Genomic DNA, 24,782 nt, shown 5'->3' on the forward strand with positions numbered 1-24,782 from the left:
GATAACGGATATGAAAACAGAAAAACAAAAAATGCTCGCAGGAGAGCCATACAACGCATGGGATGAAGAGCTATACACTGCGCGTATTGCTTGTCGTAAAACGCTGCAAAAGCTCAACAACAGCATCCCCGATACGGATGAGTGGCGTGACGCGATTAATGAGCTGATACCGAATGGTCGTGAAGCATTTCTAGAGCCACCATTTCGCTGCGATTATGGTAGCAATATCAAAGTCGGTAAGAACTTTTATGCCAACTTTAACTGCGTCGTCTTAGATGTCGCAGAGGTGACTATTGGTGACAATGTTCTGCTTGCCCCCAACGTACAATTGTATACTGCTGGACATCCTTTAGATGTTAAAGGCAGAGTCGAAGAGGGCGTTGAATTTGGTAAACCAATCACCATTGGTGACAATGCTTGGCTTGGTGGTGGTGTGATTGTTTGTCCTGGTGTAAATATCGGCAAAAACAGCGTGATTGGTGCGGGCAGCGTGGTAACAAAAGATATTCCTGACAACGTGCTAGCTGCCGGTAACCCTTGTGTGGTGATCCGCGCCATTGAGCAGCGCTAGAAGGTCATCAAGCGCTACCGTCACTGGCAGCGCTATCAGGATTACTTTAGTTGATGGGCGGCAATGCTAATGGCATTACGTCCGGCTTTCTTAACCTTGTAGAGTTCTTGGTCTGCCAAGTTAAATAAGGTGGTAAAGCCATCATCTGCATGCTCGAGATTGGAAAGATCCGCAGCTCCAATCGAAAGCGTCAGACGATCGCTACACTGTGATTGAGGGTTGGTTAAACACAACTGGAAAATTGCCTGTTGTAACTCGATTAATCGCTGGTGTAGCTCTGTCGGTGATGAGTTTGCACAAACCAGTAAAAATTCATCACCACCGTATCGAAACAGATAATCATTTGGTTGATTAAAGACTTTTTTCATTTCTGCTGCGATTGACTCCAGCGCGATATCACCTTGGTGGTGACCATGGAAGTCGTTGTAACCTTTATAAAAATCCACATCGATTACTGCTGCGGCAAGGTGCTCATTGTTGCCAACTGCTTTGGTGATCAGCTGTGCTTCGATGTCATCGAGTTGATAGCGGTTGTACAAGCCAGTGAGAGGGTCTGTCTTAGAGAGCACTTCTAACTTCTGATACGCCGCTTCCAGTCGATTGCGTTGCATATGGTTCTCTAGTGCGACAGCAATAAAACTCGCGAGCTGTTCAAACAGATTACAGTGGTATTGTAAGTACTGATCAGCCATCGGGTGTTGAATTGAAAGGACACCCAATACTTTATTTTGCATAACAATTGGCGTCAGGATGATCGATTGCACGGGTGTGTCGTTACGAAAGTGCGCGCACTCTTTGTTGTCTCGTTCATGCTCAGGTAGAAAAATATCTAATGTCTCATCGCTGATTTGGTTGAGATGAACCGTGCGTCTATTTTTGACGACATAGCTTCCCACTGAATATTGGGTTGCACAATTGACGGTGAAATCAGCCACAGGACCATTGCTGTCATAGAAATAACAGTAGTTTAGCGTGTCTTTTTCTTCTTCGTAGAGAGCGATACCGAATTCATTGGTCGGAAAGATACTGCTGATCTTTTGGTAGATCATCGGCAAACTATTGGCGATATCTTTAGAGGTTGCGATCGATTGACCGACTTCTGTCACCGCACCAATGTGTTGCTGCATTTTATCCAATACCAAGTGCTCATGGTCTTGTGTTGCTTTTTCGATTTGCTTGAGTAAGTTGTCGAACTCTCTATTTTGCAGCTTGGTGATTCTCTTGCGAGTTGCTTGAAGATATTGCGATTGTATTTCACATAATAAACTAGGTTGCTCTGTTTGGCAGAGCAAGTCGAGCAAGCTGTCGCACAACAAAGCAAAGAAGCCAAAATTGTCTTCACTGCGAATATTTTGGTAGATGTTTAGACCTAGTGCTAAGGCGGCTTGTGAATCGCCGGTTTTTGTCATGTAGGCGACTTTATGTACCAAACACTCGGTGCGGTTGTGAACATCAAAAATTTGTGCAAATAGCTGATCTGCCGAGGAAAAATGATAGTGAATATCATCGTTTTGATAGTGCTTATGATGGCGAGCCATGATCTGCGCAACATAGCCATGAGCAATGGCTGCAACGCGGGTAGCCTTGTTCTCTAAGCCGATCTCTAGGGCATTTTTACAGTGTAAAATGGCCTGGGAATGCTGATCTTTTAAGTGACCTAGCGCATATCCCATATTGAGCAGACAGATAGCATGGTTAGAGTGATGACCAATTCTCTCAGCAAACTGTGCACCGACGGAGGCGATCTTATGCGCCTGCTCATACTGCTCTAGGCACAGGTAGAAGTCGCTAATGCAGGTATAAGCTAAGGATAGATAATTTGCGTCCAGCCGATAAGCATTAGCCAGTACTTGCTGATAGAGCGCATAAGCTTTATCGAACTCTTCATAGTCGGCATAAATGGCACCAAGTAAAGTACTGATTTGTAGTCGGTGTACGATATCTTCTTCGCCGCATAACGTGAGTGCTTCTTCAAATACCTCAATAGAATAGGTTCGATTGTCGTTACGGTTTCCTTTCACACCTTCAAGAATTAGGTGAAATAATCGAGGTAATGGGTAGTTGCTTTGTTGGCAAATCTGGTCGATTTTTTTTGCGCTAAGCTCAACACCAGCAACGCCTTGCGTTAGTGGTAGTTGAGATATAATGGCTTTAATTTGTTTAATTGCGGCGTGACACATTCACTTTCCTCCGGAGCGCCGACATTATACGTTTTGGGCTCCGGTTCACAAAACAAAATGGTGAGATATAAATCACTATATTTTTATTGAAAACTGATATATCTCTCTGTTTTGTAGGAAAGCACTGACAAGCTAAAACTCACTATTTGCAACAAAGCTCACACGTTGGTGGGTATACGGGTGATCGAAAGAGAGCTGCTCTGCATGGAGGTGCAAGCGTGAGTCTTTTTCACCGTATAAACCATCGCCGACCATCGCCATATTGAGCCCTTGATGATGAGCACAATGTACGCGCAGCTGGTGGGTGCGCCCGGTTTTAGGGTACATGATCAGCTTACTGCGTCCATCTTTCACTTCGACCAGCTCCCAATAAGTCGTGGCCGGTTTACCATGTTCAAAGCACACTAATTGACGTGGACGGTCATCTGGGTCGCCACGCATAGGCAAGTTGATTTCGCCACTTTTTTGCTCAACTACGCCTTCCACCATCGCAAGGTAGCGTTTCTCAACGCCTCGAGTTATGAATTGTTTTTGCAAGCTTTTGTTGGCACGACGGGTGAGAGCGAAAACCAATAAGCCAGAAGTTGCCATATCTAAACGGTGCAGAACAAAAGGACCCTCTACGTCAGGAAAAAGGGCTTGGACGCGAGTATAGGCTGAATCTTTGATTGTTTTGCCCGGCACCGAAAGCAGACCAGAAGGTTTGTTGACCACAACAATCGCTTCATCTTGGTAAATGATTTCTAGCTCTTTGTCTTTACCCCAGTTGTCTTCTAGCGGGTTAGGGTCAACGTCTAATCCTTGCAACATGTGACCAAGGATCGGGTTACATTTTCCATGACAAGATGGGTAGAATTTTTTATGCTGCCTAACTTCAGATTTTGGTGATACGCCCCACCAAAACTCTGCCATTGCCAATGGCGTAAAGCCATGTTTATAGGCGTAATGAAGCAGTTTTGGCGCCGCACACTCACCAGCACCGGCTGGAGGTGTTGGGTTTGTCGTCTCGGCAAAAATGGCTTTAAGAGATTTTTGTTCACCATTGGCGTTTAGAAAACGATACTGCTCAAACAACTTATTTTGTAGTGCGTTAGACAGATGTTTACGCTGCTGTTTGGCGCGATTAATCTCACTGTTCAGTTGCTCAAGCTCGCTTTGCAGTAGTGAAATCTTGGCTTCCCACTCTAGCTTGAGATATTTCAGTACGTTTTTCTCTGCCACACTTTGCTTGGCGAGATCATCGAGAATGGCTTTTAGCTCTTCACCATGCAATGTTTCTTCAGCTTGCTGACGCTGATTTTTTCGTGCGGCGCGCCCATCAATCATGGCTTGGCGTTGCTGCTGTTCTTGTTGCTGATAGTCGCTTTTATGCTGAGTCAGTGATGCATTTAACTCGGATAATTTCGGGTTCGCGGAAAGCTGCTTTACTTGGCTGTTTAGTTCGGTAATTTCGGCTAATTCTGTGCGGAAAAAGCACTCTTCCGCCAACATGTCAAAAACAGGTGGGACGAATTGTGGGAGCAGGTTCACCTCAGCGATTTTGCCAGAAAATGCACTTAAATAACCGAGTTCACCTTGCGGAGAGCGTACCAAAAGTACACCAAACATTTTCCCAGTGCCGGTTGGATCGTTTTCACTGCCAAAGTTGTGCTGCCAATTTGATTGCTCAACAAGGTGCTGTTGTAGCTCTTGGGCGGCAAGGACACAAAGCGGGTGAGGCTGATAGTAAAATGGGAAAGTAAACGCGTTCGGTAATTCAATACCTTCAATATCGGCGTTAAAACGAGTGAACAGTTGCTCTGGTTGGTGCATGGTAAAACTTCTATCAGCGTAATGAGAGCCGAGATTTTACCTGTTTAGGTGAGGAATACCACCTTGTCTAAGCAAGGTGGTGTTTTTACTTTACTGGGGACGTTTAGCGCACGTAGCTTGAATCTAAGCTAATCAGCCAGTGGTGAACTGTACCATCTGATTTTTCTACCCAAATATCATTACGATATTGTTCAATGCGACCTTTAACGCTCAGTGTGAACGTGTTGTCTTTGACTGATTCGACGCGTAGGAATTGATCTGAAGTGGTTAGCACAGGCTCTTGATCACCAATTTCAGCGCCATTAGCAATCAAGAAGTATTGGTTAAGTTTATTGAGTTTCTTTTCAGTCGACACAATTTTATGACCGACTAACGTTAGATCATTGCCAATAGGGATTGAAGCGATCTGTGGACCTAAACTGGTATGCGTTGGGATAAAGACCCATGCAGCTACCGCAGCAGCGATAACTACAATAGATAAGAAAACGATTTTTAATTTAGACATGTTGAGTTGTTCTAACAAGCAAACGAAAGTTGCTGCTAGTGTAGCGCAGCCAAGGTGATGCGCAAAGCTATGCTAGAAGTCGAAGGAGTAAAAAGCCCTTCTAGGCAGTGTGAAGGGCTTGCTCTTAAGAAATTTGAAAGTGCTTTATTGAGTCGCGGTGATTAAGCGAACAGGTACTTGGCGTGGAAGCGTAAATGCTCTTCAATAAAGGTCGAGATGAAGTAATAGCTATGGTCGTAGCCAGCTTGCATTCTCAAATTCAGCTCACTGTCATGCATATTCGCAGCATGGATAAGTGATTCTGGTTTTAGTTGCTCGTGAAGAAAACTGTCTGCATCGCCTTGGTCTACCAACATCGGTAACTTTGCTCGCCCAAGTTTAAGTAGCTCGGTGGCGTCATACTCTTTCCAGTTTTCTACCGATTTACCTAAGTAAGCGGTGAATGCTTTTTGCCCCCAAGGACATTGCATTGGGTTAGTTATCGGGCTAAATGCTGAAATAGAGCGGTAGTTATCGCTATTTTTTAGACCAATCGTGAGTGCGCCATGACCGCCCATGCTGTGACCAAAAATACTTTTCACGCTTGAGACAGGGAAGTTGGCTTCAATCAGTCTCGGTAGCTCATCGACGATGTAGTCGTACATATGGTAGTGCTTTGACCACGGCGCTTGCGTCGCATTAAGGTAAAAGCCAGCGCCTTTGCCTAAATCGTAGTTTTCATCGTCCGCGACGTCGTCACCACGTGGGCTGGTATCGGGCGCGATGATAGCGATGCCCAGTTCAGCGGCTGCGCGAAATGCGCCAGCTTTCTGCATAAAGTTTTCATCGGTACAGGTTAAACCTGATAACCAGTAAACGGCAGGAACTGGGTTGCTTGATGTTGCATTCGGTGGCAAGAAAATCGCAAAGCGCATTGCGCAATTTAGACTAGTTGCTTGGTGTGAGTACTGCTTATGCCAGCCACCAAATACTTTTGCTTGGCTGAGGTTTTCGATGGTCATGGATAATCTCTCGGTCAGTTTCTAGGCTTTTAAATGAGCATTAGTATCGTGAGTCCGCTCTCTAGGCAAAACCTAGAGAGCGAATTTGTTTGAACTGGGTGGAATTATTTATCCATATGTAGAACAGTACGGATTGATTCACCTTTGTGCATCAGTTCGAATGCTTCGTTTACGTCTTGTAGACCCATGGTGTGAGTGATGAACTCTTGCAAACCAAATTCACCCGCCATGTAACGCTCAACGATCTCTGGTAGCTCAGAACGACCTTTAACACCGCCAAACGCACTACCACGCCATACGCGACCAGTAACAAGTTGGAATGGACGAGTAGAGATCTCTTGACCTGCACCAGCAACGCCGATGATCACTGATTCGCCCCAACCTTTGTGGCAGCACTCTAGTGCTTGACGCATCACGTTAACGTTACCGATACATTCAAATGAATATTCAACACCACCGTCAGTCATCTCAACGATCACGTCTTGGATTGGTTTATCGAATTTCATTGGGTTGATGCAGTCAGTTGCGCCAAGTTGTTTTGCTAGCTCAAATTTGCTCTCGTTGATGTCAACACCGATGATGCGGTTTGCACCAGCCATGCGAGCACCGATGATTGCAGATAGACCGATACCGCCTAAACCAAATACTGCAACGTTGTCGCCTTTTTCTACTTTCGCTGTGTTTAGTACCGCACCCATACCTGTGGTTACGCCACAACCTAGTAGACAAACTTCTTCAAGTGGTGCTTCTTTGTTTACTTTCGCCAATGAAATTTCTGGCAGTACTGTGTACTCAGAGAAAGTTGAACAACCCATGTAGTGGAAGATAGTTTCACCGTTGATTGAGAAGCGGCTAGTACCGTCAGGCATTAGACCTTTACCTTGCGTTTCACGAACGGCTTGGCATAGGTTAGTTTTACCCGATTTACAGAACTTACATTCACCACATTCAGCGGTGTAAAGAGGGATAACGTGGTCGCCAACTTCAACGCTCGTTACGCCTTCACCAACCATTTCAACGATACCGCCACCTTCGTGACCAAGAATTGAAGGGAAGATACCTTCTGGATCGTCACCTGAAAGAGTGAATGCGTCAGTGTGACATACGCCAGTTGCTACGATGCGAACTAATACTTCGCCTGCTTTTGGAAGTTGAACATCAACTTCTTCCATTTTTAATGGTTCGCCAGCTGCCCAAGCAACCATAGCTTTTGATTTGATGTGAGTTTGACCTGGTTTGATTTCAAGCGCCATTGCGTTTTCCTTCTAGTGTTGCCCGTGCTTAACACCGGCATCGAATAATCTATTAAAGGTAGTTGAGGTTTTGCTGCGTTGCTGCCTCAACAAGATGGTGCTTATTTTAGGTATTTCATTTCAAATGATAATCGGGCTATTATGTAAATGATTTTTACGTATGTGTAATAATGAGAGTTTACTATGGCAAGTTGGGAAGGGGTGAGTGAATTTGTTGCGGTGGCAGAAACCTTTAGTTTCACTGGCGCGGCGAAAAAACTGAATACCTCAGTGGCGCAAATCAGTCGCCGAGTCTCTGCATTGGAAGAGCGTTTAGCGGTTAAGCTACTTAATCGCACCACACGTAAAGTCACCTTAACGGAAGCGGGCATGGTGTACTTTGAACAATGTAAGCTTTTAGTGGAAGGATTGGAGCTCGCTGAGCTTGCGGTAACAGACTTACAAGCAGTGCCGAAAGGTAAGATTAAAATTACTGCCCCAGTCACTTATGGCGAAATGCATGTTGCCCCTTTACTGAATGAATTTTTACTGAGTTATCCGCAAATTGATTTGGAATTGGATCTATCCAACCAAACAGTGGACTTAATTGAAGCTGGGTTTGATGTGGCAATCCGTCTTGGTCGTCTGCGTGATTCGACGCTAGTGGCGAAAAGACTGGCTTCACGCCAACTGTATGTTTGTGCCAGTCCTGAATACATTGAAAAATATGGCGCGCCTCATAGCTTGTCAGAATTGGTACATCACCAATGCTTAGTCAGCAATATGGCACATTGGCGTTTTAGACAAAACAACAGTGAAAAATCGGTTCGAGTGAGTGGTCGAATTCAGTGTAACTCTGGGTTTGCACTTATGGATGCTTCGAAGCGCGGGCTCGGTTTGATTCAGCTACCGGACTATTATGTGCAAAGTGCCTTAGATAGTGGCGAGTTGGTTGAAGTGCTTAAGGAGTATCGCGACGAGAGGGAGGGGATTTGGGCTCTGTATCCGCAAAACCGTAACCTATCACCGAAAGTGCGTTTGTTAATTGATTTCCTTGCTGAGCGTATGGCGGAATAGCATCTCGTAATGAAGAGATATATGTTGGATGTAAAAGCCTCAAAAAAGTGAGGCTTTTGCTATGCATTGCCGACCTGTCACGCCGGCAATGAAGGTCTAATGCAAACAAAACATCGTTTGTTAGAGATTACTGGTCGTTCTCTTGAGCATCTTGCTGCTTGATAACCTTATGACCATCTTCAGCCACGCCTTGTTTCCAGTAGCTGCTGATATAGATATAGTCGCGTTCAAGCGCTTTCTCGTTACGAAGGTACTGGCGCAGTCCACGCATTGAATCGAATTCACATGCGACCCAAGCTGAAGCTTGACCATCTTGCCAAGGTAAAGCACGAACCGCTTGCGAGAGCTCTTCCGTTACCCAGTGGACCTCAATACCAGCAGGTACTTCTAGCGGTTGCACGTCTTCTTCACTTACCACTTGGATCACTGCGTAGCCTTTCGCATCCGCTGGCAGTTGCTTCACTTTTACCGACAGTGCAGGTAAAGCTGTCATATCAGCCGCAAAGACAAACCAATCAGCCGCAAGATTTAGGTTTGAGATAGAACCCGGACCGCGAATTTCAATCGTGTCACCCACTTGTGCATTCATTGCCCAACGTGATGCGAAACCACACTGGTTATCGGCAGTGAGGTGGCGAACAAAATCGACTTCGATAGCGTTTTCTTGTGGCATAAAGCGACGAATGGTGTAAGTACGCATTACTGGGCGCTCACCTTCAGCAACACTTGAAAGGTCGGTGTCACCGAGTGCATTGAATAGCAGCTTGATGTAGCCGCCTTCACAATCTGCAGGGAAGTTAGCTAGAACGTCGCCTTGAAGAACAAGGCGTTGCATGTTTGGGGTAATGATTTGGTTACTACGAACCGTAACAGCTTGAGATGGCGTTGTTTGCATTGTGGTACTCGATAAGTATTCTTCTTCTCATTTAGATTACCACCGCTTAAGCTTGCTACACAGCATCTTTTAACTAATTTACATTTGTTACGTTGATGCTGTGCAGTTTAGCTACTCGTTTTTGGCTCTTGGTTAGATCATAGGAATGGTGGAGGCGACCAACAAGGTTGCCATTGAGTAGTTAAATAGCCGAATACGTTTTGCACTTGTGAGGAAGTATTGCAGTTGCTTACCTGCAATGATCCAAAAGGTGCCAGATGGAATATTAGCTAGCGCGTAAATCACCGCAATCAGTGCCAAGCCAAACAAACTGTTGTTGGGGTTATAAACCGTGACGGCAGTTAACGCCATTGACCAACCTTTTGGGTTGACCCATTGGAAGCTCGCCGCTTGCAAAAAACTCAAGGGTTTGTAGGTGTCTGCTTCTTGTGGAGGCTGGCTACGAGCAATCTGATACGCCAAATAGAACAGGTAAGCCAAACTGAGTGCTTTGAGCACTTGGTGGATGATGGGATAACGATCAAATACTTCGACCAACCCGAAGCCGACAAGCACCACCATCACAGGAAAGCCAATCGTGATGCCCAGCATATGCGGCAAGGTTCGGTTGAAGCCAACATTGGCGCCTGAGGTCATCAACATTAAGTTGTTTGGACCAGGGGTAAAGGTAGAAACAAAGGCAAACAGAGCCAACGCGGTCAAATGTTCCCATTGCATAATATGCACACTCCAAATTGTGAAATCTATCGGTTAAGAAACAGTCTACGTAGAAGCAGGCTCAATTTTGTGCTTTTATTGCGCAGATAAAGTTGAAATTCACAATATAGAGTCACTATGGATAGATTTGACGAAAGAATATTGCAAGAGCTTAAAAAAGATGGGCGGATTGCCAACGTAGAGTTGGCCGAAAGGATTGGCTTGTCGCCTTCAGCAACATTACGACGGGTACAAGAGTTGGAAAAGCGTGGCGTGATTGCTGGGTATAAAGCCAAGCTGAACACCAGTGAATTAGGGATCGGTTTTATTGCTTATGTCTCAATTGGTTTATCTAACCATACTAAGCAAGCTCAACTAGCTTTTGAAGAGCACGTGAGTTTCGTTGATGAAGTTGTCGAGTGCCATAGCATTACCGGCGCTAATGAGTATTTACTGCGGGTGGAAACGCAAGATTTGATCAGCTACAAGAAATTTCATGCCGATGTGTTGGGTGAATGTGAGTTTGTGAATTCAATTGCCACCATGGTGGTGATGGCCTCACCAAAAGATGAGCGTTAGCTGATTCATGTATCCTTCATGTAAATCAATAATTTATTAAACATAATTATAACAAATGTGCCACTTGAGGTTCATTTTTCTCCTCTAGGTTAATGGGTATTCAAACACAGAGCGATAAGCTCACCATTCATCTATTAGGGAAAGAAAAATGAAACACGCAGCAGTGGCATTAGCCGTTTTAGCCGGTCTAACTTCAGGTTCAGCATTAGCCGCAAAAGTTTACAGTTCTGAAGGAACAGAGTTGAAAGTGGGTGGTCGCGTTGAGTTTCGTGGAGACTTTATTGGTAATTCAGATGGTGCAGAGATTGAAGGCACAATGGCAGATAGCACGCGTGCCCGTCTAAATCTTAAAGGTAAATCTGAGATCAATGAATCAATGACGGCGTTCGCGGTCTATGAAGCCGAGCAAGATACGGGCACCAGCACTTTTGACAATCGTTATATGTATGCAGGTGTTGATTTTGGTGGTCAAGCTGTGTCATTTGGTCGTCAAGATATGGCAGCAGTTATTGTGTCTGATTTTACCGATATCACTGAGTTTTCGGGTGTTCAGCAAGTGATTCGCCCGGCGAAAGATAAGCGAGACAGCGTGTTTGCTTACCGATTAGAAGCGGATGCTTTACAAGTTCAAGCGACTTACCAAGCACAAGAAGCGGAAGATAATGACGCTTACGGCATTTCCGGTGTTTACTCTGCGCCATTTGGCTTAGATGTTGGTTTAGCGTTGTCTGGCGGTGACCTAGGTGCTAATGCTGGTAGTGAATCTCAAGTCTTGTTTGGTCTTGGATTTACTCTTGAGAATCTATACCTCGCCGGTACTTACTCACAAGGTGATATCGATGATAAAGCGACGGGTACCGATAACAAAGAATTTGAAGCAATGGAATTTGTTGCCCAATACCAATTTAGCAAAGAGTTCTCTGCAGCCGCTCTTTACACTTACCAAGAAAATGAGTTGGCGAATGGCAGCAAAGAAGATGATGTTGATGGCATTGAGCTAGTCGGCTACTACAAGTTCAACAGTAACTTCCGCACTTACCTTTCTTACTACATCAACAATCTTGATGAACTAAAAGATGCGCAAGGTGTGGTCACTCAAGGTGAAGATACCTTACGTCTAGGCGTTCGCTACGATTTCTAATAGTGCTTTAATACTGCCTTGGCCAGAGCATTTGCTCTGGCTTTTTTGTCTGAGAGCTCTATAACCACTTGCTTGCTTATTGCTCTTTTTGTCCGAACCCATGAAAGGGGAGAGGAAAGCTATAAATATTAGTGAGTTAAAGTCTAGACTTGGTGTTACTAATTGTAATACACTCCGCGCCCCCCTGATTGTGGGTGGAATATTTCTTATGGCATGGATGCGAACAGTAGTTATAAACCTGAGGCTAGGCATGCTCTTTTCGTTGAAAAACCTTTCTATTCGTAAGCAGGTATTGTTACCAGTACTGCTTACTACTGTCGCGTTATTTGTTGCTTTGTGGATCACGCAAAATGCTCTACAGCAAGAACAAGCAAAGATTGCGCAAAATACCGATTCGCAAGTTTTCTATACCGATAAACTTGCTCATATCGATGACATTATTTATCCGCTGCGTATAAGCGCCGTTTACGCTATCTATGATGCATCGCGTCGTGATGACTTTATTACTGAGCTGAAACGCGGTATGGACTTGATCGAGCTGGATCTCGACGCGATGGCACGACGTGGTTCGTTCAATAGCGACTTAGTCAAAGTTGAACGTGCGATTAGTGACTATGTAGATAACTCCTATCAAGCGGTAAGCTTTTTCGATCGTCGCGATCAAGGTTTGGTTTCAGAGACCGAATACAATGCGTTCATCGCTCAATACCGTAAGTCAGGCGATGTGATGGTCAAAGCGATTAACGATCTTTCCCAACGTGTAAATGCAGCGGCAAATATTGCGATGGCTGAGAGCGATAAAGCAAACCGCCAAGTTCAAACGACGGCAATGTGGGTGGTGATCAGCGTGTTTGTCGTTTCACTGATGGTGGCATGGATTCTATCTGGCTTGATTGTCGCACCAGTACAAACTTTACAGGGTGTGATGCGCAAAATTGCCCGCGGTGAACTTTCGGTACGTGCCGATGAAGATGGCGAAAACGAAATTTCAGCCCTTAGCAAAGACGTTAACTTAACCGTTGAGCAACTCTCTCACACCGTTGATCAGCTTATTCGCATTAGTGAAGAAGTGGCATCTGCGTCAACAGAGCTTGCTGCTGTTATGACGCAAGCGGAGCAAAATGCTCAACAGGAAATGTCTGAGATCGAACAAGTGGCTTCGGCAGTTAATGAACTCTCTTGTACAGCTGATAACGTCAGTGACAACGCGCAAGTTGCCGACAGTACCGCACGTGATACTGACCAATTGGCACAAACGGCATTGGCAACTTTTGCAGAAAGCAGCGCGGCAAGTGAGAAGATGAGCTACGCGCTAAGCGATGCGGCGGACGTGGTGAGCAAGCTGAAAGAGCAATCAGAACAGATCAACAATGTGATTGAAGTGATCAGCGGTATCTCAGAACAAACCAACTTGCTGGCATTGAATGCTGCGATTGAAGCGGCCCGTGCTGGCGAATCTGGTCGTGGTTTTGCCGTAGTAGCCGATGAAGTGCGTATGCTGGCTGCACGCACACAGGCTTCGACGGTGGAAATTCAAGGCATTATTGAAGAACTGCAAAAACAATCAGGCGTAGCGAATGAAAGCATGCAGCTTAGCCTCGATATGTTAGACAAGAACAATGAACTGGCGCGTCATGCAAATGATATGTTGCTTGGCATTACTGATGCGGTTTCTCGCATTAATGATACCAATACACAGGTAGCGACTGCCGCTGAGCAACAATCGCAAGTGACGCAAGATATCAGCCGTAATGTGGTCAACATGTCAGAGCTAGTGAGCCAGAATGTGTCGGGTATTAGCCAAAGTGCGGCAGCGAGCAACGAGCTCTCGCAACTAGCTGAGAAGCAAAAAGCGCAGCTCTCATTCTTCAAGCTGTAATTGAAGTGAGTTTGCAAACCGGTTGAGTTTTCTCAGCCGGTTTTTTTATGCCTGTACGCTTATGCTTACCAGTTCGTTGTTTGCTTAATTTTGTGACTTTGATTGTTATTTTGCTGACTTCAGTTACAATGTGCGCTTGTTCGTAGAAAGGGGCATCCGTATTTGTCTCTGACTACGAGTCAAACAACCAAATTTACTAACCATTTCATATCTTTGACATGGTTAAAACCAGCAAGTGTTGCTTGGTATGCAACACCACTGTAAGGATAAAAAATGCCTATTATTACACTTCCTGACGGCAGTCAGCGTCAATTTGACAACCCAGTATCTACTCTAGAAGTGGCTCAATCAATCGGTCCAGGTCTTGCAAAAGCAACCATCGCGGGTCGTGTGAATGGCCAACGCGTTGATGCATGTGATCTAATCGAAGAAGATGCAAGCCTAGAAATCATCACTGTAAAAGATGAAGTAGACGGTCTAGAGATCGTTCGTCACTCTTGTGCTCACCTTCTTGGTCACGCAATTAAGCAGCTTTACCCAAATGCGAAAATGGCGATTGGTCCTACCATCGACAATGGCTTCTACTACGACATCGATCTAGAAGAATCGCTAACGCAAGAAGATCTTGAAAAGATCGAAAAGCGCATGAAAGAGCTAGCGAAAACCAAGTACGAAGTTGTTAAAAAGAAAGTAAGCTGGCAGGAAGCGCGCGACACATTTGAAGCGCGTGGCGAAACTTACAAGATGGAAATCTTGGATGAGAACGTGTCTCGCGACGATCGTCCGGGTCTATACCATCACGAAGAATACATCGACATGTGTCGTGGTCCACACGTGCCAAACATGGGCTTCTGTCAACACTTCACTCTACTGAATGTTGCAGGCGCATACTGGCGTGGTAACAGCGACAACAAGATGCTGCAACGTATCTACGGTACCGCTTTCCATGATAAGAAAGCGCTAAAAGCGCACCTTACTCGTCTGGAAGAAGCAGCGAAGCGTGACCACCGTAAACTTGGTAAGCAACTGGATCTATTCCACATGCAGCAAGAAGCACCGGGTATGGTGTTCTGGCACCACAATGGTTGGTCTATCTTCCGTGATCTAGAAGTATTTGTACGCGACAAGCTAAACGAATACGGCTACCAAGAAGTTAAAGGTCCACTGATTATGGACCGCGTTCTTTGGGAACGTTCAGGTCACTGGGACAAATACGCAGATGCGATGTTCACGACTTCTTCAGAGAACCGTGACTACGCACTAAAACCAATGAACTGTCCAGGTCACATTCAGATCTTTAACCAAGGTCTGAAATCTTACCGTGATCTACCGCTACGTATGGCTGAGTTTGGCTCATGTCACCGTAACGAACCATCTGGTGCACTACACGGCATTATGCGTGTACGTGGCTTTACTCAGGATGACGCGCATATCTTCTGTACAGAGAGCCAAATCCAAGAGGAAGTAACCAGCTGTATTAAGATGGTTTACGATACGTACCAAACATTTGGTTTCGATAACATCGTAGTGAAACTGTCTACTCGCCCTGAGAAGCGTGTAGGTTCAGATGAGATCTGGGATCAATCTGAAGAAGCACTAAAACTGTCGCTAGAATCCATGGAAATCCCATACGAGATTCAAGAAGGCGAGGGTGCATTCTACGGTCCTAAGATTGAATTCACGCTATACGACTGTCTAGACCGTGCATGGCAATGTGGTACCGTTCAGCTAGACTTCAACCTACCTGGTCGCCTTGGTGCAACTTACGTAGGTGAAAACAACGAGCGTCTAGTGCCAGTGATGATTCACCGTGCAATTCTAGGCTCTCTAGAGCGTTTCATCGGTATTCTTATCGAAGACTACGCGGGCTTCTTCCCAACTTGGTTGGCGCCAGAACAAGCAGTAATCATGAATATTACTGACAAACAGGCTGACTACGCACAAGAAGTTGCTCAAAAACTACAAAAAAGTGGAATTAGAGCTAAAGCGGACTTGAGAAATGAGAAGATTGGCTTTAAAATCCGCGAACACACTTTAAAGCGTGTACCGTACTTACTAGTTTGTGGCGACCAAGAGATGGAAGCTGGCGAAATTGCAGTACGTACTCGTAAAGGTAAGGATCTCGGCAAATTCAAAGTGGATGACTTTATCGCATACATCCAAGACGAGATCGCTAGCCGTAAGCTCAATCTGGAGGAATAAGCTATTAAAGGCGGAAGACGCGGCCAACAGCCGGTAAAAACAAACCCGCACCGTTTGAACGGTGAAATTCGTGGCGTTCGTGAAGTTCGTTTAACTGGCGCTGACGGTGAATCAGTTGGTGTTGTATCGATCCAAGAAGCAATCCAAGCTGCTGAAGAAGCAGGTATGGATCTTGTTGAGATCAGTCCTAACGCTGAGCCACCAGTCTGTCGCGTGATGGACTACGGCAAATTCCTCTTTGAAAAGAGCAAGTCTGCTAAAGAGCAGAAGAAAAAGCAAAAGCAGGTTCAGATTAAGGAAGTTAAATTCCGTCCTGGAACTGACATTGGAGACTATCAGGTAAAACTACGCAACCTGACGCGTTTCCTAGAAGACGGCAACAAAGTGAAGGTAACAATTCGCTTCCGTGGCCGTGAGATGGCTCACCAAGACATCGGTGTTGACGTACTAAATCGTCTGAAAGAGGACACTGAAGAATTTGCAGTGGTTGAATCTTTCCCTAAGAAGATTGAAGGCCGTCAGATGATCATGGTTCTAGCCCCTAAAAAGAAGTAATTAACGGCTTTTACAAGTAAGAAAACCCAGCCGTTGACCCGAAAAGGTCTGGCGGCTGGGTTTTGTTCGCCCTAATTACTATTGTTATAAACAACTCAACAATGCGGAGTTATTCATCATGCCTAAGATGAAAACCAACAAAGGTGCTGCTAAGCGTTTCAAGAAAACTGCTGGTGGTATTAAGTACAAGCACGCTACTAAACGTCACATCCTGACTAAGCGTACTACTAAGAACAAGCGTCAGCTACGTCCAAATGCAATCCTTCCACGTTGTGAAGTGGCTGCAGTTGCTCGTATGATGCCATACGCTTAATTCTTTTTAGTTATCAATCGTTTAGTTTAGGAGAAGCATAATGCCTCGCGTAAAACGTGGTGTACAAGCTCGTGCACGTCATAAGAAAGTTCTAAAACAAGCTAAAGGTTACTACGGTGCACGTTCACGTGTTTACCGCGTAGCTTTCCAAGCAGTTACTAAAGCTGGTCAATACGCTTACCGTGACCGTCGCAACAAGAAACGTCAATTCCGTCAACTATGGATTGCACGTATCAACGCTGCATCTCGTCAAAATGGTCTATCTTACAGCCGTTTCATCAACGGTCTTAAGAAAGCATCTATCGAGATCGACCGTAAGATTCTTGCTGACATCGCAGTATTCGACAAAGCAGCATTTGCTGTACTAGTTGAAAAAGCGAAAGCTGCTCTTTAATTAGCAGTTTAGGTTTAAGAAAAGGGAAGCTTAGGCTTCCCTTTTTTCTTGCCTGTCATTTGTATCCTTTATACCTCAACCTTTTCCACGTTGAACCTACACAAGCTGCCAACGCAATTTAGCGCTATAAACCTCCAAGCTACCCCTCTATAGCTAAAGTGAAAATATATACTCTCGCAGTGTTTTGTCTGAATATACTGGCAATTGATAGTTACATATTCTGTTTTAAACAAGATTTAATTCACGTAATAATGAAAACCTGATCGCTAGCTTTTAGTAATAGTCGATGAGGATCACGTTAGAACTTGGCTGGCTTTACTAGTATGCGCATGATTTATTTACAACCAGATGAATACAAATAATGAAAAAGCACATCTTATCTAGCGCGATTTTACTCTCTTTAGCCTTTCCTACTTTTGCCGCTGATGGCGATATCCATCAAGTTACCGTATTAGGTACCTCGGATCTGCATGGTCATTTTATGGCTTGGGATTACGCCGCTGACAAACTGAATATGCGCGGCAGCTTGAGCCAAATTGCAACCAAAGTTGCAGAGATACGCGAACAAACACCGAATACCATTTTGGTCGATGCTGGTGATACCATTCAAGGTAACTTTGTTGAGACTTTCAAGGAGGAACCTATCGATCCGATGGTGTTAGGTTTCAACCACATGAAATACGACGTTTGGGTTCTCGGTAACCATGAATTTGATTTTGGTTTAAAAGTACTCGATCGCTCTCTAAACCAATTTAAAGGTCAATCATTGGGTGGCAATATTAAACGCCCGGATGGTAATCCTTTTCTTCCTGGCTATACCATCATTGAACGCGGTGGGATCAAAATTGGCGTCATTGGTATGGATACGCCAATGACACAAGTATTTGCTGAAGGCACCAATCGGCTTGAGGGTGTGACGTTCACTAACCCTACCTTAGAAGTTAAGAAGGTTATCGAGCAAATTGACAGTCAGGTAGATGCCATTGTATTGGTTGCGCATATGGGACTCGATAACGAGAACGATATTGCCAACACGGGCGTGACTGACATTGCTAATGCGAACCCAGAGCTTGACGCGATCGTAGCTGGACACATGCATACGCGTATCGACAAAGCGGTGGTCAATGGTGTGATCATTACTGAACCAGATAAATATGGTCGCGCGCTTTCTCGCATTGATCTGCAATTTGAAGAGCGTGATGGCAAGTTCAATCTGATTAATAAAGACAGTTACACCTATAAAATCAGTGGTACCGAGTCTGATGAGCAGATGGATGAACTTTACCAACCTTACCACAAGCGATTGCGTGAAATGGCAAACCGCGCAGTGGCAGAGCTTACTGGCGTGGATTTAGTACCAGAAAACGAGATTCGCGGTATTCCTCAAGTTCATATCCAAGATACGGGTATCAGCGCGCTATTCCAAGAAGCAAGCTTCTTCTATGCACCGAAAGCAAACGTGATTGCTTTGCAAATAGACAATGACAACGCTGAGTTGGATGTGGGGGCGATCAAAGCTAAAGATATCGCTTACAACTACCAGTATGCTGGTGGCGAAATCACGGTTTATCAGATGACAGGTAAAGAGCTGAAAACCTATATGGAATGGTCGGCAGGCTACTTCAATTCGGTGGTACCTGGCGACGTCACCTATAGTTTTGATCCCATCCGCCGTGCATCTAAGTATTCAACCAATGATTTCTTTGCTGGCGTGACTTACACCATTGATTTGACTCAGCCTAAAGGTGAACGCATTAATGAGCTTAAGTTTGCTGATGGCACAGTGATCACCGATGAGACAGAAATTCGTCTTGGCATGAATAGCTACCGTATGGGGCATTTGACCAAGAAAGGTGGGGTACTAGAAAACCGTCAATTCCCAGTGCTATTTGATACTGAAGCTGAATATGGTGAAGAAGCGGGTACTATCCGTAATTTGACCATTAAGTACCTAAGCGAAGAGAAAAAGGGCAGTTACCAAGGTAAAGTAATGACACGCTGGCATTTGGCAGGTCTAGACAAACAATATGCTGAGCAGCGTGAAGTGGTCAAATCACTGATCAACGCAGGCGAAATTGATGTGCCAATGAGTGAAGATGGTCGCTACACCAACATTGCTTCCATTAACGTTAAGGCGCTGATGTTTGATAATGACCAAGCTGTGCAACAAGCGATTGCGGAGCGTAAAGCCAGTTTGAAGCAAGCTTCCAAAGCAGAAAAGATTAATCTGCAGCGCGAGATCAAGCTGATTCAAGCACTGAACTAATCAAGGCTCGAATCCTCTATATGCAAAGCCTAGCGTAACGCTGGGCTTTTTCCGTTCTCGCTGTAGTTTAAATAGGTAACTGGCGCAGCACTTGGTATGATGCGGGTAAATTAATTATTTGTTAGCGAAGGAAGCCTAGCTTCATGAACAATCAACCAAACAATCCACTTCATGGTCTGTCTTTAGAAAAGATCCTAACTCGTCTTGTAGAACATTATGGCTGGGCAGGGCTTTACGATGAAGTGAGAGTCAACTGCTTCAGTAAAGATCCATCGATCAAGTCATCGCTTAAGTTCCTGCGTAAAACCCAATGGGCTCGCGATAAAGTTGAAGCGCTATATATCAATACCTTTAGTTAACAGCAGATAAATCAGCACTTTTAGCGAAATCTTCTAAACCACTTTTCCGTTGTTGAGTTGACCTAAATCTTTCGGCACTATGTTGAAAGATTAAGCAGTTGATAAAATTAAGGAAGATTTATGAAGTGTTTAGTGGTGGTCGCTCATCCAGTGAAACAAAGCCTCTGTCATCATTTGAGCCATGAGGCGATAAACCATCTCGAGTCAAAAGGCTACCAAGTCGAATTGCTCGATTTATATCAGCAAGCATTCGAACCTAGCTTGAGCCGAGCAGAGCGTGAGAGTTACTACGCTGCCAATTTTGATGTCGACGGAGTTGAGCAACAAATTGATCAACTTAAGCAAGCCGAATCCTTGGTGCTGATTTTTCCTACTTGGTGGTTTGGCTTTCCCGCGATACTAAAAGGCTGGTTTGACCGTGTATGGGCCCCAGGACATGCTTATGATCATGCCTCTGATTTAGGGGCGATTCAACCGCGCTTAGATAACCTTAAAGAAGTCAAAATCATTACCACTTTAGGCTCGCCTTGGTGGGTCGACAAACTCGTTCTCTGGCAGCCAGTAAAGCGCATCTTTAAAATTGCTTTACTTGGTGCCTGTGCCAAGCGCTGCAAATTTAAGATGTTGTCACTCTACAAAAGCGAGAGCTTGACTCAAGTGCAAGTTGACTCTTTTGTTCGTAAGATCAAAGCTGAGTTTTAACCAACAGTAACTGAAAGATAGGAAAGGACTTTGCAGCAATCTATCGTACATATTGCGCTAGTTGTGAGAGATTACGATGAAGCGATCGATTTTTATGTCAACAAGCTTAACTTTGAGTTGATTGAAGACAGCTATCAACCTGAGCAAGATAAGCGCTGGGTTGTGGTGTCACCACCAGGATCGAACGGTGTAACGTTACTATTGGCTCGCGCATCTAAGCCTAAACAGTTGGAGTTTATCGGCAATCAAGCAGGTGGAAGGGTATTTTTATTTCTCAATACCGATGATTTCTGGCGAGATTATCAGCGTATGGTTTCTCTTGGCATCACATTTGTGCGAGAGCCGAAAGAAGCCGATTATGGCACAGTGGCGGTTTTTGAAGATCTGTATGGTAATTTATGGGATCTCTTACAACTAAACCCTGATCATCCGATAGCCAAAAGGCACAGCCGATAATACTCTAATCATATCTTTGTTGGACGAGATATAAGGAGAAAGTGATGATTAGTCGCTTTGATCATATTGTGCTGACAGTGGCTGATATTGAGCGCTCTGTAGAGTTTTACCAAAGAGTCTTAATGATGGAGCCAGTGACTTTTGCCAATGGTCGTCGAGCGGTGAGGTTTGGTCAGCAAAAAATCAATTTTCAACGGCTTGGGCAAGAGCCACGCAACCTTGCTCGGGTTGGTTCAGGTGATTTGTGTTTGATTACTGATTGGTCACTAGAGCAAGTGATTAAGCACTTAGAGCTACAGCAGGTTGAAATTGTTGAAGGTCCTGTGACGAAGTCTGGTGCCTTGGGTGCGATTACCTCGGTTTACTTTTCAGACCCTGACCTCAACTTGGTCGAAGTCAGTGTCTATCCTTAAGTAAACGTCGTTTGATTAAAGTTCAGCGCAGGAGAGCGCGCTGGACTCATGTTCACTTGCTTACTTTGTAGGTCGCGACAAACCCCTTCACGGCGGCTTCTATGGTTAACTTTAACTCATCACAACTAGGTGGCGTTTGGTGAGCCAGCAATTGCGGCCAAAATACCACAGCTTTGATACTGCCAATGTACTGTTCAACCGCCAAAGTAATATTATTCACTTCAAGATGCTTCGCAGCGATGCCTTGGCGTACCCATTCATGCAAGCCATAGCAGTCTTCAATTGCACTAAACTTTCTCATGAGCATACTTGATGCTTTGGGACAGCGAATACACTCAGCCATAACCATGCGCGCAGTCATTTGGAAATCTTCGGTATTGATATAGCAAAGCTGCTTAAGGGTTAAGTCAGTGAGCTGCTGTTCAATTGACACAGAAGGTTCAAATTTCGCCGTAGTTTGGTCATCAAAGCGACATATCATCTTATCTACAATGACTTCAAACAGAGCGTCTTTATTCGGGTAGTACTTGTAAAGCGTGCGTTTGGAAACACCAGCTTGCTTGGAAATACCTTCCATACTGGCTTGCTCAAAGCCTTTTTGAGAGAAAACTTGAATGGCGGAATTGATGATATCTTCTTGTTTTAAATCGCTAATCTTTACCATGGCTCATCTTCACTCAGAATAAAAGTAAACGATGGTGTTTACTTTTAATTAATTAGTTCCTAAAGTATACACCATCGTTTACTTTTTTAGATAGTGAATAGGTCATAAAAATGGGCAAGCTTACAAATTCAGTCGTTTATCAGTTGATCGAGAAAATGAATCCTTTTGCTCACTCACAGGCAAGGCTAGCGAGTGAAAAGGTGCGCCAACAGCGTATTGCACAATCTCCTCAATTTCATAACGGTAAAGTTGTTAGCCGTTTACCTAGGGTTATGAGTAATGAAAGCATGGCGAGTGTGATGAAAAAGTTCTTTTTGCAACGCTCATCGCTTAAACCAAGTGCGCCATTGCCCTATCAAGCGGTCGATGTAAGCTTGTTTAACACAGTCGCAATCTCTCCAAGGATCACTTGGCTTGGTCATTCGAGCTTGTTCATCGAGTTGGATGGCAAAAAATTGCTGGTTGATCCGGTGTTTGATTATGCTTCCCCTTGGTTTGCGAAAGGTATGTTCGCACGTAATGTTGCCGCGCCAATTCAACGTGACGCACTTCCGATACCTGACGCAATTATTATTTCTCATGATCATTATGATCATCTTGAAGAAGCGACGGTGCGTTTTTATGCCAATAAAGATGTGCAGTTTATTGTGCCGCTAGCAGTGGGTCGTCACTTGGAAAAATGGGGTGTTTCACCAGAGAAGATTGAAGAGTTGGACTGGTGGCAATCGGCTAAAGTTGGCAGTGTTGAGCTTATCGCCGCTCCCGCGAATCATAATTCTGGCAGAACTGGATTTGATTCCAATTCAACGCTGTGGGCCTCGTGGGTCATAAAAGGTGCAAGCGACTCTCTGTTTTACAGTGGCGACACTGCTTACGACAACCATTTCAAACAGATTGGTGAGCGTTTCGGTCCGTTTGATATTGCCTTTATTGAAGTGGCGGCGAATGTGAAAGATGGCAAAGGTTTCCCTGTCGAGAACTGGGGACATATGCAGGCGCGACATACTGCTAACGCGTACCAAGATCTCAACGCAAAAGTGTTAATGCCGGTGCATTGGTCAACTTATGAGTTGTTCTCCCATTATTGGGATGAACCTATTTATGATTTGATTGAAGAAGTGCAAAAAATTGATGCCAAACTTATTACGCCAATGGTGGGTGAAAGCTTTGAATTACATTCAGCAATAAATACTAGAGATTGGTGGAATAAGCCAGAGTATACACTGTCGAAAGCCAAGTTAGGTTTTCAAAGCTAGTTAATACAACTAGCTATTAAATAAAGAATTATCGAAGCAGACCAGTTATTTGGTCTGTTTTTCTTTGTGTGAAATATAAGCTCTTTTCAATCTTATACAAAATCATGTAGTGTGATTAAGTTCACATGGAGGTGGTTATGGAAGCTGAGCAGAGTTTGTTTCAATGGCAGCGGGTTAAGAGGTTCAATTTTTCGATTTGGACTGTACTGGTTGGCGTTTTGGTCACCCGCACCAGTTATTTTATGGCTTGGCCGTTTTTGATTGTGTTTCTCTATCAAGATTATTCAGTCTCTGCGGTTGATGTCGGGGCGATGCTGGCAATATCGGCTCTAATTGCTTCTATTACCGGGCTTTATTCGGGTTATCTATCTGACAAGTTTGGGCGCAAATTGGTGATGGCGGTTGGCAGCACGATTGCTGCTGGTGCATTTTCGGGAATAGGTTTAGCCACTGAAGTTTGGCAATTTTATCTGTTGGTGGTTCTGGCTGGATTAATGCGCCCTATGATAGAAGCGCCTTCTAAAGCGGTGATAAGTGATAACCTTGCGGATGTTAAAGACCGCGAACTAGCGCTCAATATCCGCTATTTTGTGATTAATTTGGGTGGCGCAATTGGCCCTTTGCTTGGCGTAACCCTCGCTTTAGCTAAACCGCAGCTCTTGTTTCTAGCCACGGGGGCGGCGTTTGTTGTTTATCTGCTGCTTATCTTAGTCGGTATTGAGCGCAAAGGCAGCTATACCAGACCGGATACGTCGAATTTACCCAACTTTCGCGCGGCAATGCGGGTGATTGCCCAAGACAGAATCTTCCTATTGCTGCTGATCGCTAATTTTCTGATGATGTTTATTTACGCGCAGTTAGAGTCTTCTATTCCGCAAGTCATTGTTCGCGAGAGCCCTGAAAACGCGGCTAAGATTATTGCCAGCTTGGTGTTGGTGAATACGCTCACCATTGTTGTATTCCAGTTCCCTATGCTCAAGTGGTTGGAGAAAGTACCACTATTTACCCGCACGAGAATTGGTATGTCACTGATGGCGCTGGCACAGGTGGGTTTTATCTTTACACCAGCTGATTATCCGATAGGTTGGGCGCTAGCTTGTTTTGTGATTAGTTTGGGCGAGGTGATTGCTTTTCCTACCTTAAATGTACAGATTGACCGCTTAGCACCGCCACATTTACGCGGTTCGTATTTTGGTGCGGCAGCCTTGTACTCGTTAGGTTTTGCCGCCGGACCTTGGATAGGCGGTCTGATGATAGAGCACTTTAGTGCTTATTGGCTGTTTATACTCTGCTTACTGGTCAGTTTAGTGATGATATGGCTCTATTGGCGGGCTGAAGGGAGCACTGATGAAGATGACAAACAACAGGAGCCAGTGTTTCGATAGTTAACGATCTGTCTCGTCCTAAAATACGTTGACAGTTTTATGCTAAGCCAACTGCGTTAGCAGCTGGCTTTTTTCATGAACCTCATTTGGGGTTTTCATCCCGAGGCTAAGATGTGGTCTCATATTGTTATAGATACTAATAGACTCTTTTACTAGTTGGTTGAGCTCTTTGATGTCTTGACACCTATTGAGTAGGAACTCTTGTTTTAGTATCCCATTGACTCTCTCTGCTAACGCATTCTGGTAGCA

Annotated in this window: 25 protein-coding genes; 16 read left to right on the forward strand and 9 right to left on the reverse strand. The window is 44.7% G+C overall.

What is annotated here, in order from left to right; translation table 11 throughout:
- Window positions 1–10: 10 nt before the first annotated feature.
- Complete coding sequence (locus DPF93_RS05125) at window positions 11–571, forward strand: sugar O-acetyltransferase (RefSeq protein WP_114765129.1); 561 nt, start codon at window positions 11–13, stop codon at window positions 569–571.
- A gap of 41 nt (window positions 572–612) precedes the next feature.
- On the opposite strand, the gene DPF93_RS05130 is transcribed toward DPF93_RS05125, so the two are convergent.
- The 5 genes from DPF93_RS05130 to DPF93_RS05150 form a co-directional block, all read right to left on the reverse strand.
- Entirely contained in the window at window positions 613–2,751 is a 2,139-nt protein-coding gene (locus DPF93_RS05130) for a sensor domain-containing diguanylate cyclase (RefSeq protein ID WP_114765130.1), read from the reverse strand.
- Window positions 2,752–2,883: 132 nt separating this feature from the next.
- Window positions 2,884–4,563: an RluA family pseudouridine synthase gene (locus tag DPF93_RS05135; protein WP_114765131.1), complete on the reverse strand. Its 1,680-nt coding sequence runs from the start codon at window positions 4,561–4,563 to the stop codon at window positions 2,884–2,886.
- A 103-nt stretch (window positions 4,564–4,666) separates the two neighbouring features.
- Entirely contained in the window at window positions 4,667–5,068 is a 402-nt protein-coding gene (locus DPF93_RS05140) for a hypothetical protein (RefSeq protein WP_114765132.1), read from the reverse strand.
- Window positions 5,069–5,229: 161 nt separating this feature from the next.
- Window positions 5,230–6,069 (reverse strand): S-formylglutathione hydrolase, encoded by an 840-nt coding sequence (gene fghA, locus DPF93_RS05145; RefSeq protein ID WP_114765133.1) that lies wholly within the window; start codon window positions 6,067–6,069, stop codon window positions 5,230–5,232.
- 104 nt (window positions 6,070–6,173) lie between these two features.
- Window positions 6,174–7,322 carry an S-(hydroxymethyl)glutathione dehydrogenase/class III alcohol dehydrogenase gene (locus tag DPF93_RS05150; protein ID WP_075650601.1) on the reverse strand — a complete coding sequence of 383 codons (1,149 nt, stop codon included), beginning with the start codon at window positions 7,320–7,322 and terminating at the stop codon, window positions 6,174–6,176.
- A gap of 183 nt (window positions 7,323–7,505) precedes the next feature.
- Here DPF93_RS05150 and DPF93_RS05155 point away from each other — a divergent pair, with 183 nt between their 5' ends.
- Window positions 7,506–8,378 (forward strand): LysR family transcriptional regulator, encoded by an 873-nt coding sequence (locus DPF93_RS05155; RefSeq protein ID WP_075650599.1) that lies wholly within the window; start codon window positions 7,506–7,508, stop codon window positions 8,376–8,378.
- Between the two features lie 127 nt (window positions 8,379–8,505).
- On the opposite strand, the gene DPF93_RS05160 is transcribed toward DPF93_RS05155, so the two are convergent.
- A complete protein-coding gene (locus DPF93_RS05160) occupies window positions 8,506–9,273 on the reverse strand; it encodes a siderophore-interacting protein (protein WP_114765134.1) in 768 nt (255 codons plus the stop codon).
- Window positions 9,274–9,405: 132 nt separating this feature from the next.
- Window positions 9,406–9,990, reverse strand: a complete 585-nt coding sequence (locus tag DPF93_RS05165; protein WP_114765135.1) for a LysE family translocator — start codon at window positions 9,988–9,990, stop codon at window positions 9,406–9,408.
- Between the two features lie 117 nt (window positions 9,991–10,107).
- Here DPF93_RS05165 and DPF93_RS05170 point away from each other — a divergent pair, with 117 nt between their 5' ends.
- The 12 genes from DPF93_RS05170 to DPF93_RS05225 all read left to right on the forward strand — a co-directional run bounded on the left by DPF93_RS05170 (window position 10,108) and on the right by DPF93_RS05225 (window position 21,228).
- Window positions 10,108–10,548, forward strand: a complete 441-nt coding sequence (locus DPF93_RS05170; RefSeq protein WP_114765136.1) for an Lrp/AsnC family transcriptional regulator — start codon at window positions 10,108–10,110, stop codon at window positions 10,546–10,548.
- A gap of 148 nt (window positions 10,549–10,696) precedes the next feature.
- Window positions 10,697–11,689, forward strand: a complete 993-nt coding sequence (locus DPF93_RS05175; protein WP_114765137.1) for a porin — start codon at window positions 10,697–10,699, stop codon at window positions 11,687–11,689.
- 250 nt (window positions 11,690–11,939) lie between these two features.
- On the forward strand, window positions 11,940–13,568 hold the full coding sequence (locus tag DPF93_RS05180) for a methyl-accepting chemotaxis protein (RefSeq protein WP_114765138.1): 1,629 nt from the start codon (window positions 11,940–11,942) through the stop codon (window positions 13,566–13,568).
- A 273-nt stretch (window positions 13,569–13,841) separates the two neighbouring features.
- The gene (gene thrS, locus DPF93_RS05185) at window positions 13,842–15,770 is read left to right on the forward strand and encodes a threonine--tRNA ligase (RefSeq protein WP_114765139.1); all 1,929 of its coding nucleotides are present in this window, start codon (window positions 13,842–13,844) and stop codon (window positions 15,768–15,770) included.
- A gap of 3 nt (window positions 15,771–15,773) precedes the next feature.
- Window positions 15,774–16,325 (forward strand): translation initiation factor IF-3, encoded by a 552-nt coding sequence (gene infC, locus DPF93_RS05190; protein WP_075705416.1) that lies wholly within the window; start codon window positions 15,774–15,776, stop codon window positions 16,323–16,325.
- 118 nt (window positions 16,326–16,443) lie between these two features.
- A complete protein-coding gene (gene rpmI / locus DPF93_RS05195) occupies window positions 16,444–16,638 on the forward strand; it encodes a 50S ribosomal protein L35 (RefSeq protein WP_114765140.1) in 195 nt (64 codons plus the stop codon).
- 40 nt (window positions 16,639–16,678) lie between these two features.
- Window positions 16,679–17,032 carry a 50S ribosomal protein L20 gene (rplT, locus tag DPF93_RS05200; protein ID WP_004401084.1) on the forward strand — a complete coding sequence of 118 codons (354 nt, stop codon included), beginning with the start codon at window positions 16,679–16,681 and terminating at the stop codon, window positions 17,030–17,032.
- A gap of 361 nt (window positions 17,033–17,393) precedes the next feature.
- Window positions 17,394–19,298 carry a bifunctional metallophosphatase/5'-nucleotidase gene (locus tag DPF93_RS05205; protein ID WP_114765141.1) on the forward strand — a complete coding sequence of 635 codons (1,905 nt, stop codon included), beginning with the start codon at window positions 17,394–17,396 and terminating at the stop codon, window positions 19,296–19,298.
- A gap of 143 nt (window positions 19,299–19,441) precedes the next feature.
- Complete coding sequence (locus tag DPF93_RS05210; RefSeq protein ID WP_075649739.1) at window positions 19,442–19,657, forward strand: VF530 family protein; 216 nt, start codon at window positions 19,442–19,444, stop codon at window positions 19,655–19,657.
- Window positions 19,658–19,777: 120 nt separating this feature from the next.
- Window positions 19,778–20,359 (forward strand): NAD(P)H-dependent oxidoreductase, encoded by a 582-nt coding sequence (locus DPF93_RS05215; protein ID WP_114765142.1) that lies wholly within the window; start codon window positions 19,778–19,780, stop codon window positions 20,357–20,359.
- Window positions 20,360–20,389: 30 nt separating this feature from the next.
- Window positions 20,390–20,815, forward strand: a complete 426-nt coding sequence (locus DPF93_RS05220; RefSeq protein WP_114765143.1) for a VOC family protein — start codon at window positions 20,390–20,392, stop codon at window positions 20,813–20,815.
- Between the two features lie 44 nt (window positions 20,816–20,859).
- A complete protein-coding gene (locus DPF93_RS05225) occupies window positions 20,860–21,228 on the forward strand; it encodes a VOC family protein (protein ID WP_114765144.1) in 369 nt (122 codons plus the stop codon).
- Window positions 21,229–21,280: 52 nt separating this feature from the next.
- Here DPF93_RS05225 and DPF93_RS05230 read toward each other — a convergent pair whose 3' ends face one another.
- Window positions 21,281–21,892 carry a TetR/AcrR family transcriptional regulator gene (locus tag DPF93_RS05230; RefSeq protein ID WP_114765145.1) on the reverse strand — a complete coding sequence of 204 codons (612 nt, stop codon included), beginning with the start codon at window positions 21,890–21,892 and terminating at the stop codon, window positions 21,281–21,283.
- A gap of 155 nt (window positions 21,893–22,047) precedes the next feature.
- Here DPF93_RS05230 and DPF93_RS05235 point away from each other — a divergent pair, with 155 nt between their 5' ends.
- Window positions 22,048–23,148 carry an MBL fold metallo-hydrolase gene (locus DPF93_RS05235; RefSeq protein WP_244204684.1) on the forward strand — a complete coding sequence of 367 codons (1,101 nt, stop codon included), beginning with the start codon at window positions 22,048–22,050 and terminating at the stop codon, window positions 23,146–23,148.
- A gap of 137 nt (window positions 23,149–23,285) precedes the next feature.
- The gene (locus DPF93_RS05240; protein WP_114765147.1) at window positions 23,286–24,533 is read left to right on the forward strand and encodes an MDR family MFS transporter; all 1,248 of its coding nucleotides are present in this window, start codon (window positions 23,286–23,288) and stop codon (window positions 24,531–24,533) included.
- A 42-nt stretch (window positions 24,534–24,575) separates the two neighbouring features.
- Here the strand turns inward: DPF93_RS05240 and DPF93_RS05245 are convergent.
- A partial coding sequence (locus DPF93_RS05245) for an integrase core domain-containing protein (RefSeq protein ID WP_164675314.1) occupies window positions 24,576–24,782 on the reverse strand: 207 nt, incomplete at its 5' end.

Origin of the sequence: Vibrio rhodolitus, assembly GCF_003350325.1 — a bacterium.
In the GTDB taxonomy this organism is placed as follows: domain Bacteria; phylum Pseudomonadota; class Gammaproteobacteria; order Enterobacterales; family Vibrionaceae; genus Vibrio; species Vibrio rhodolitus.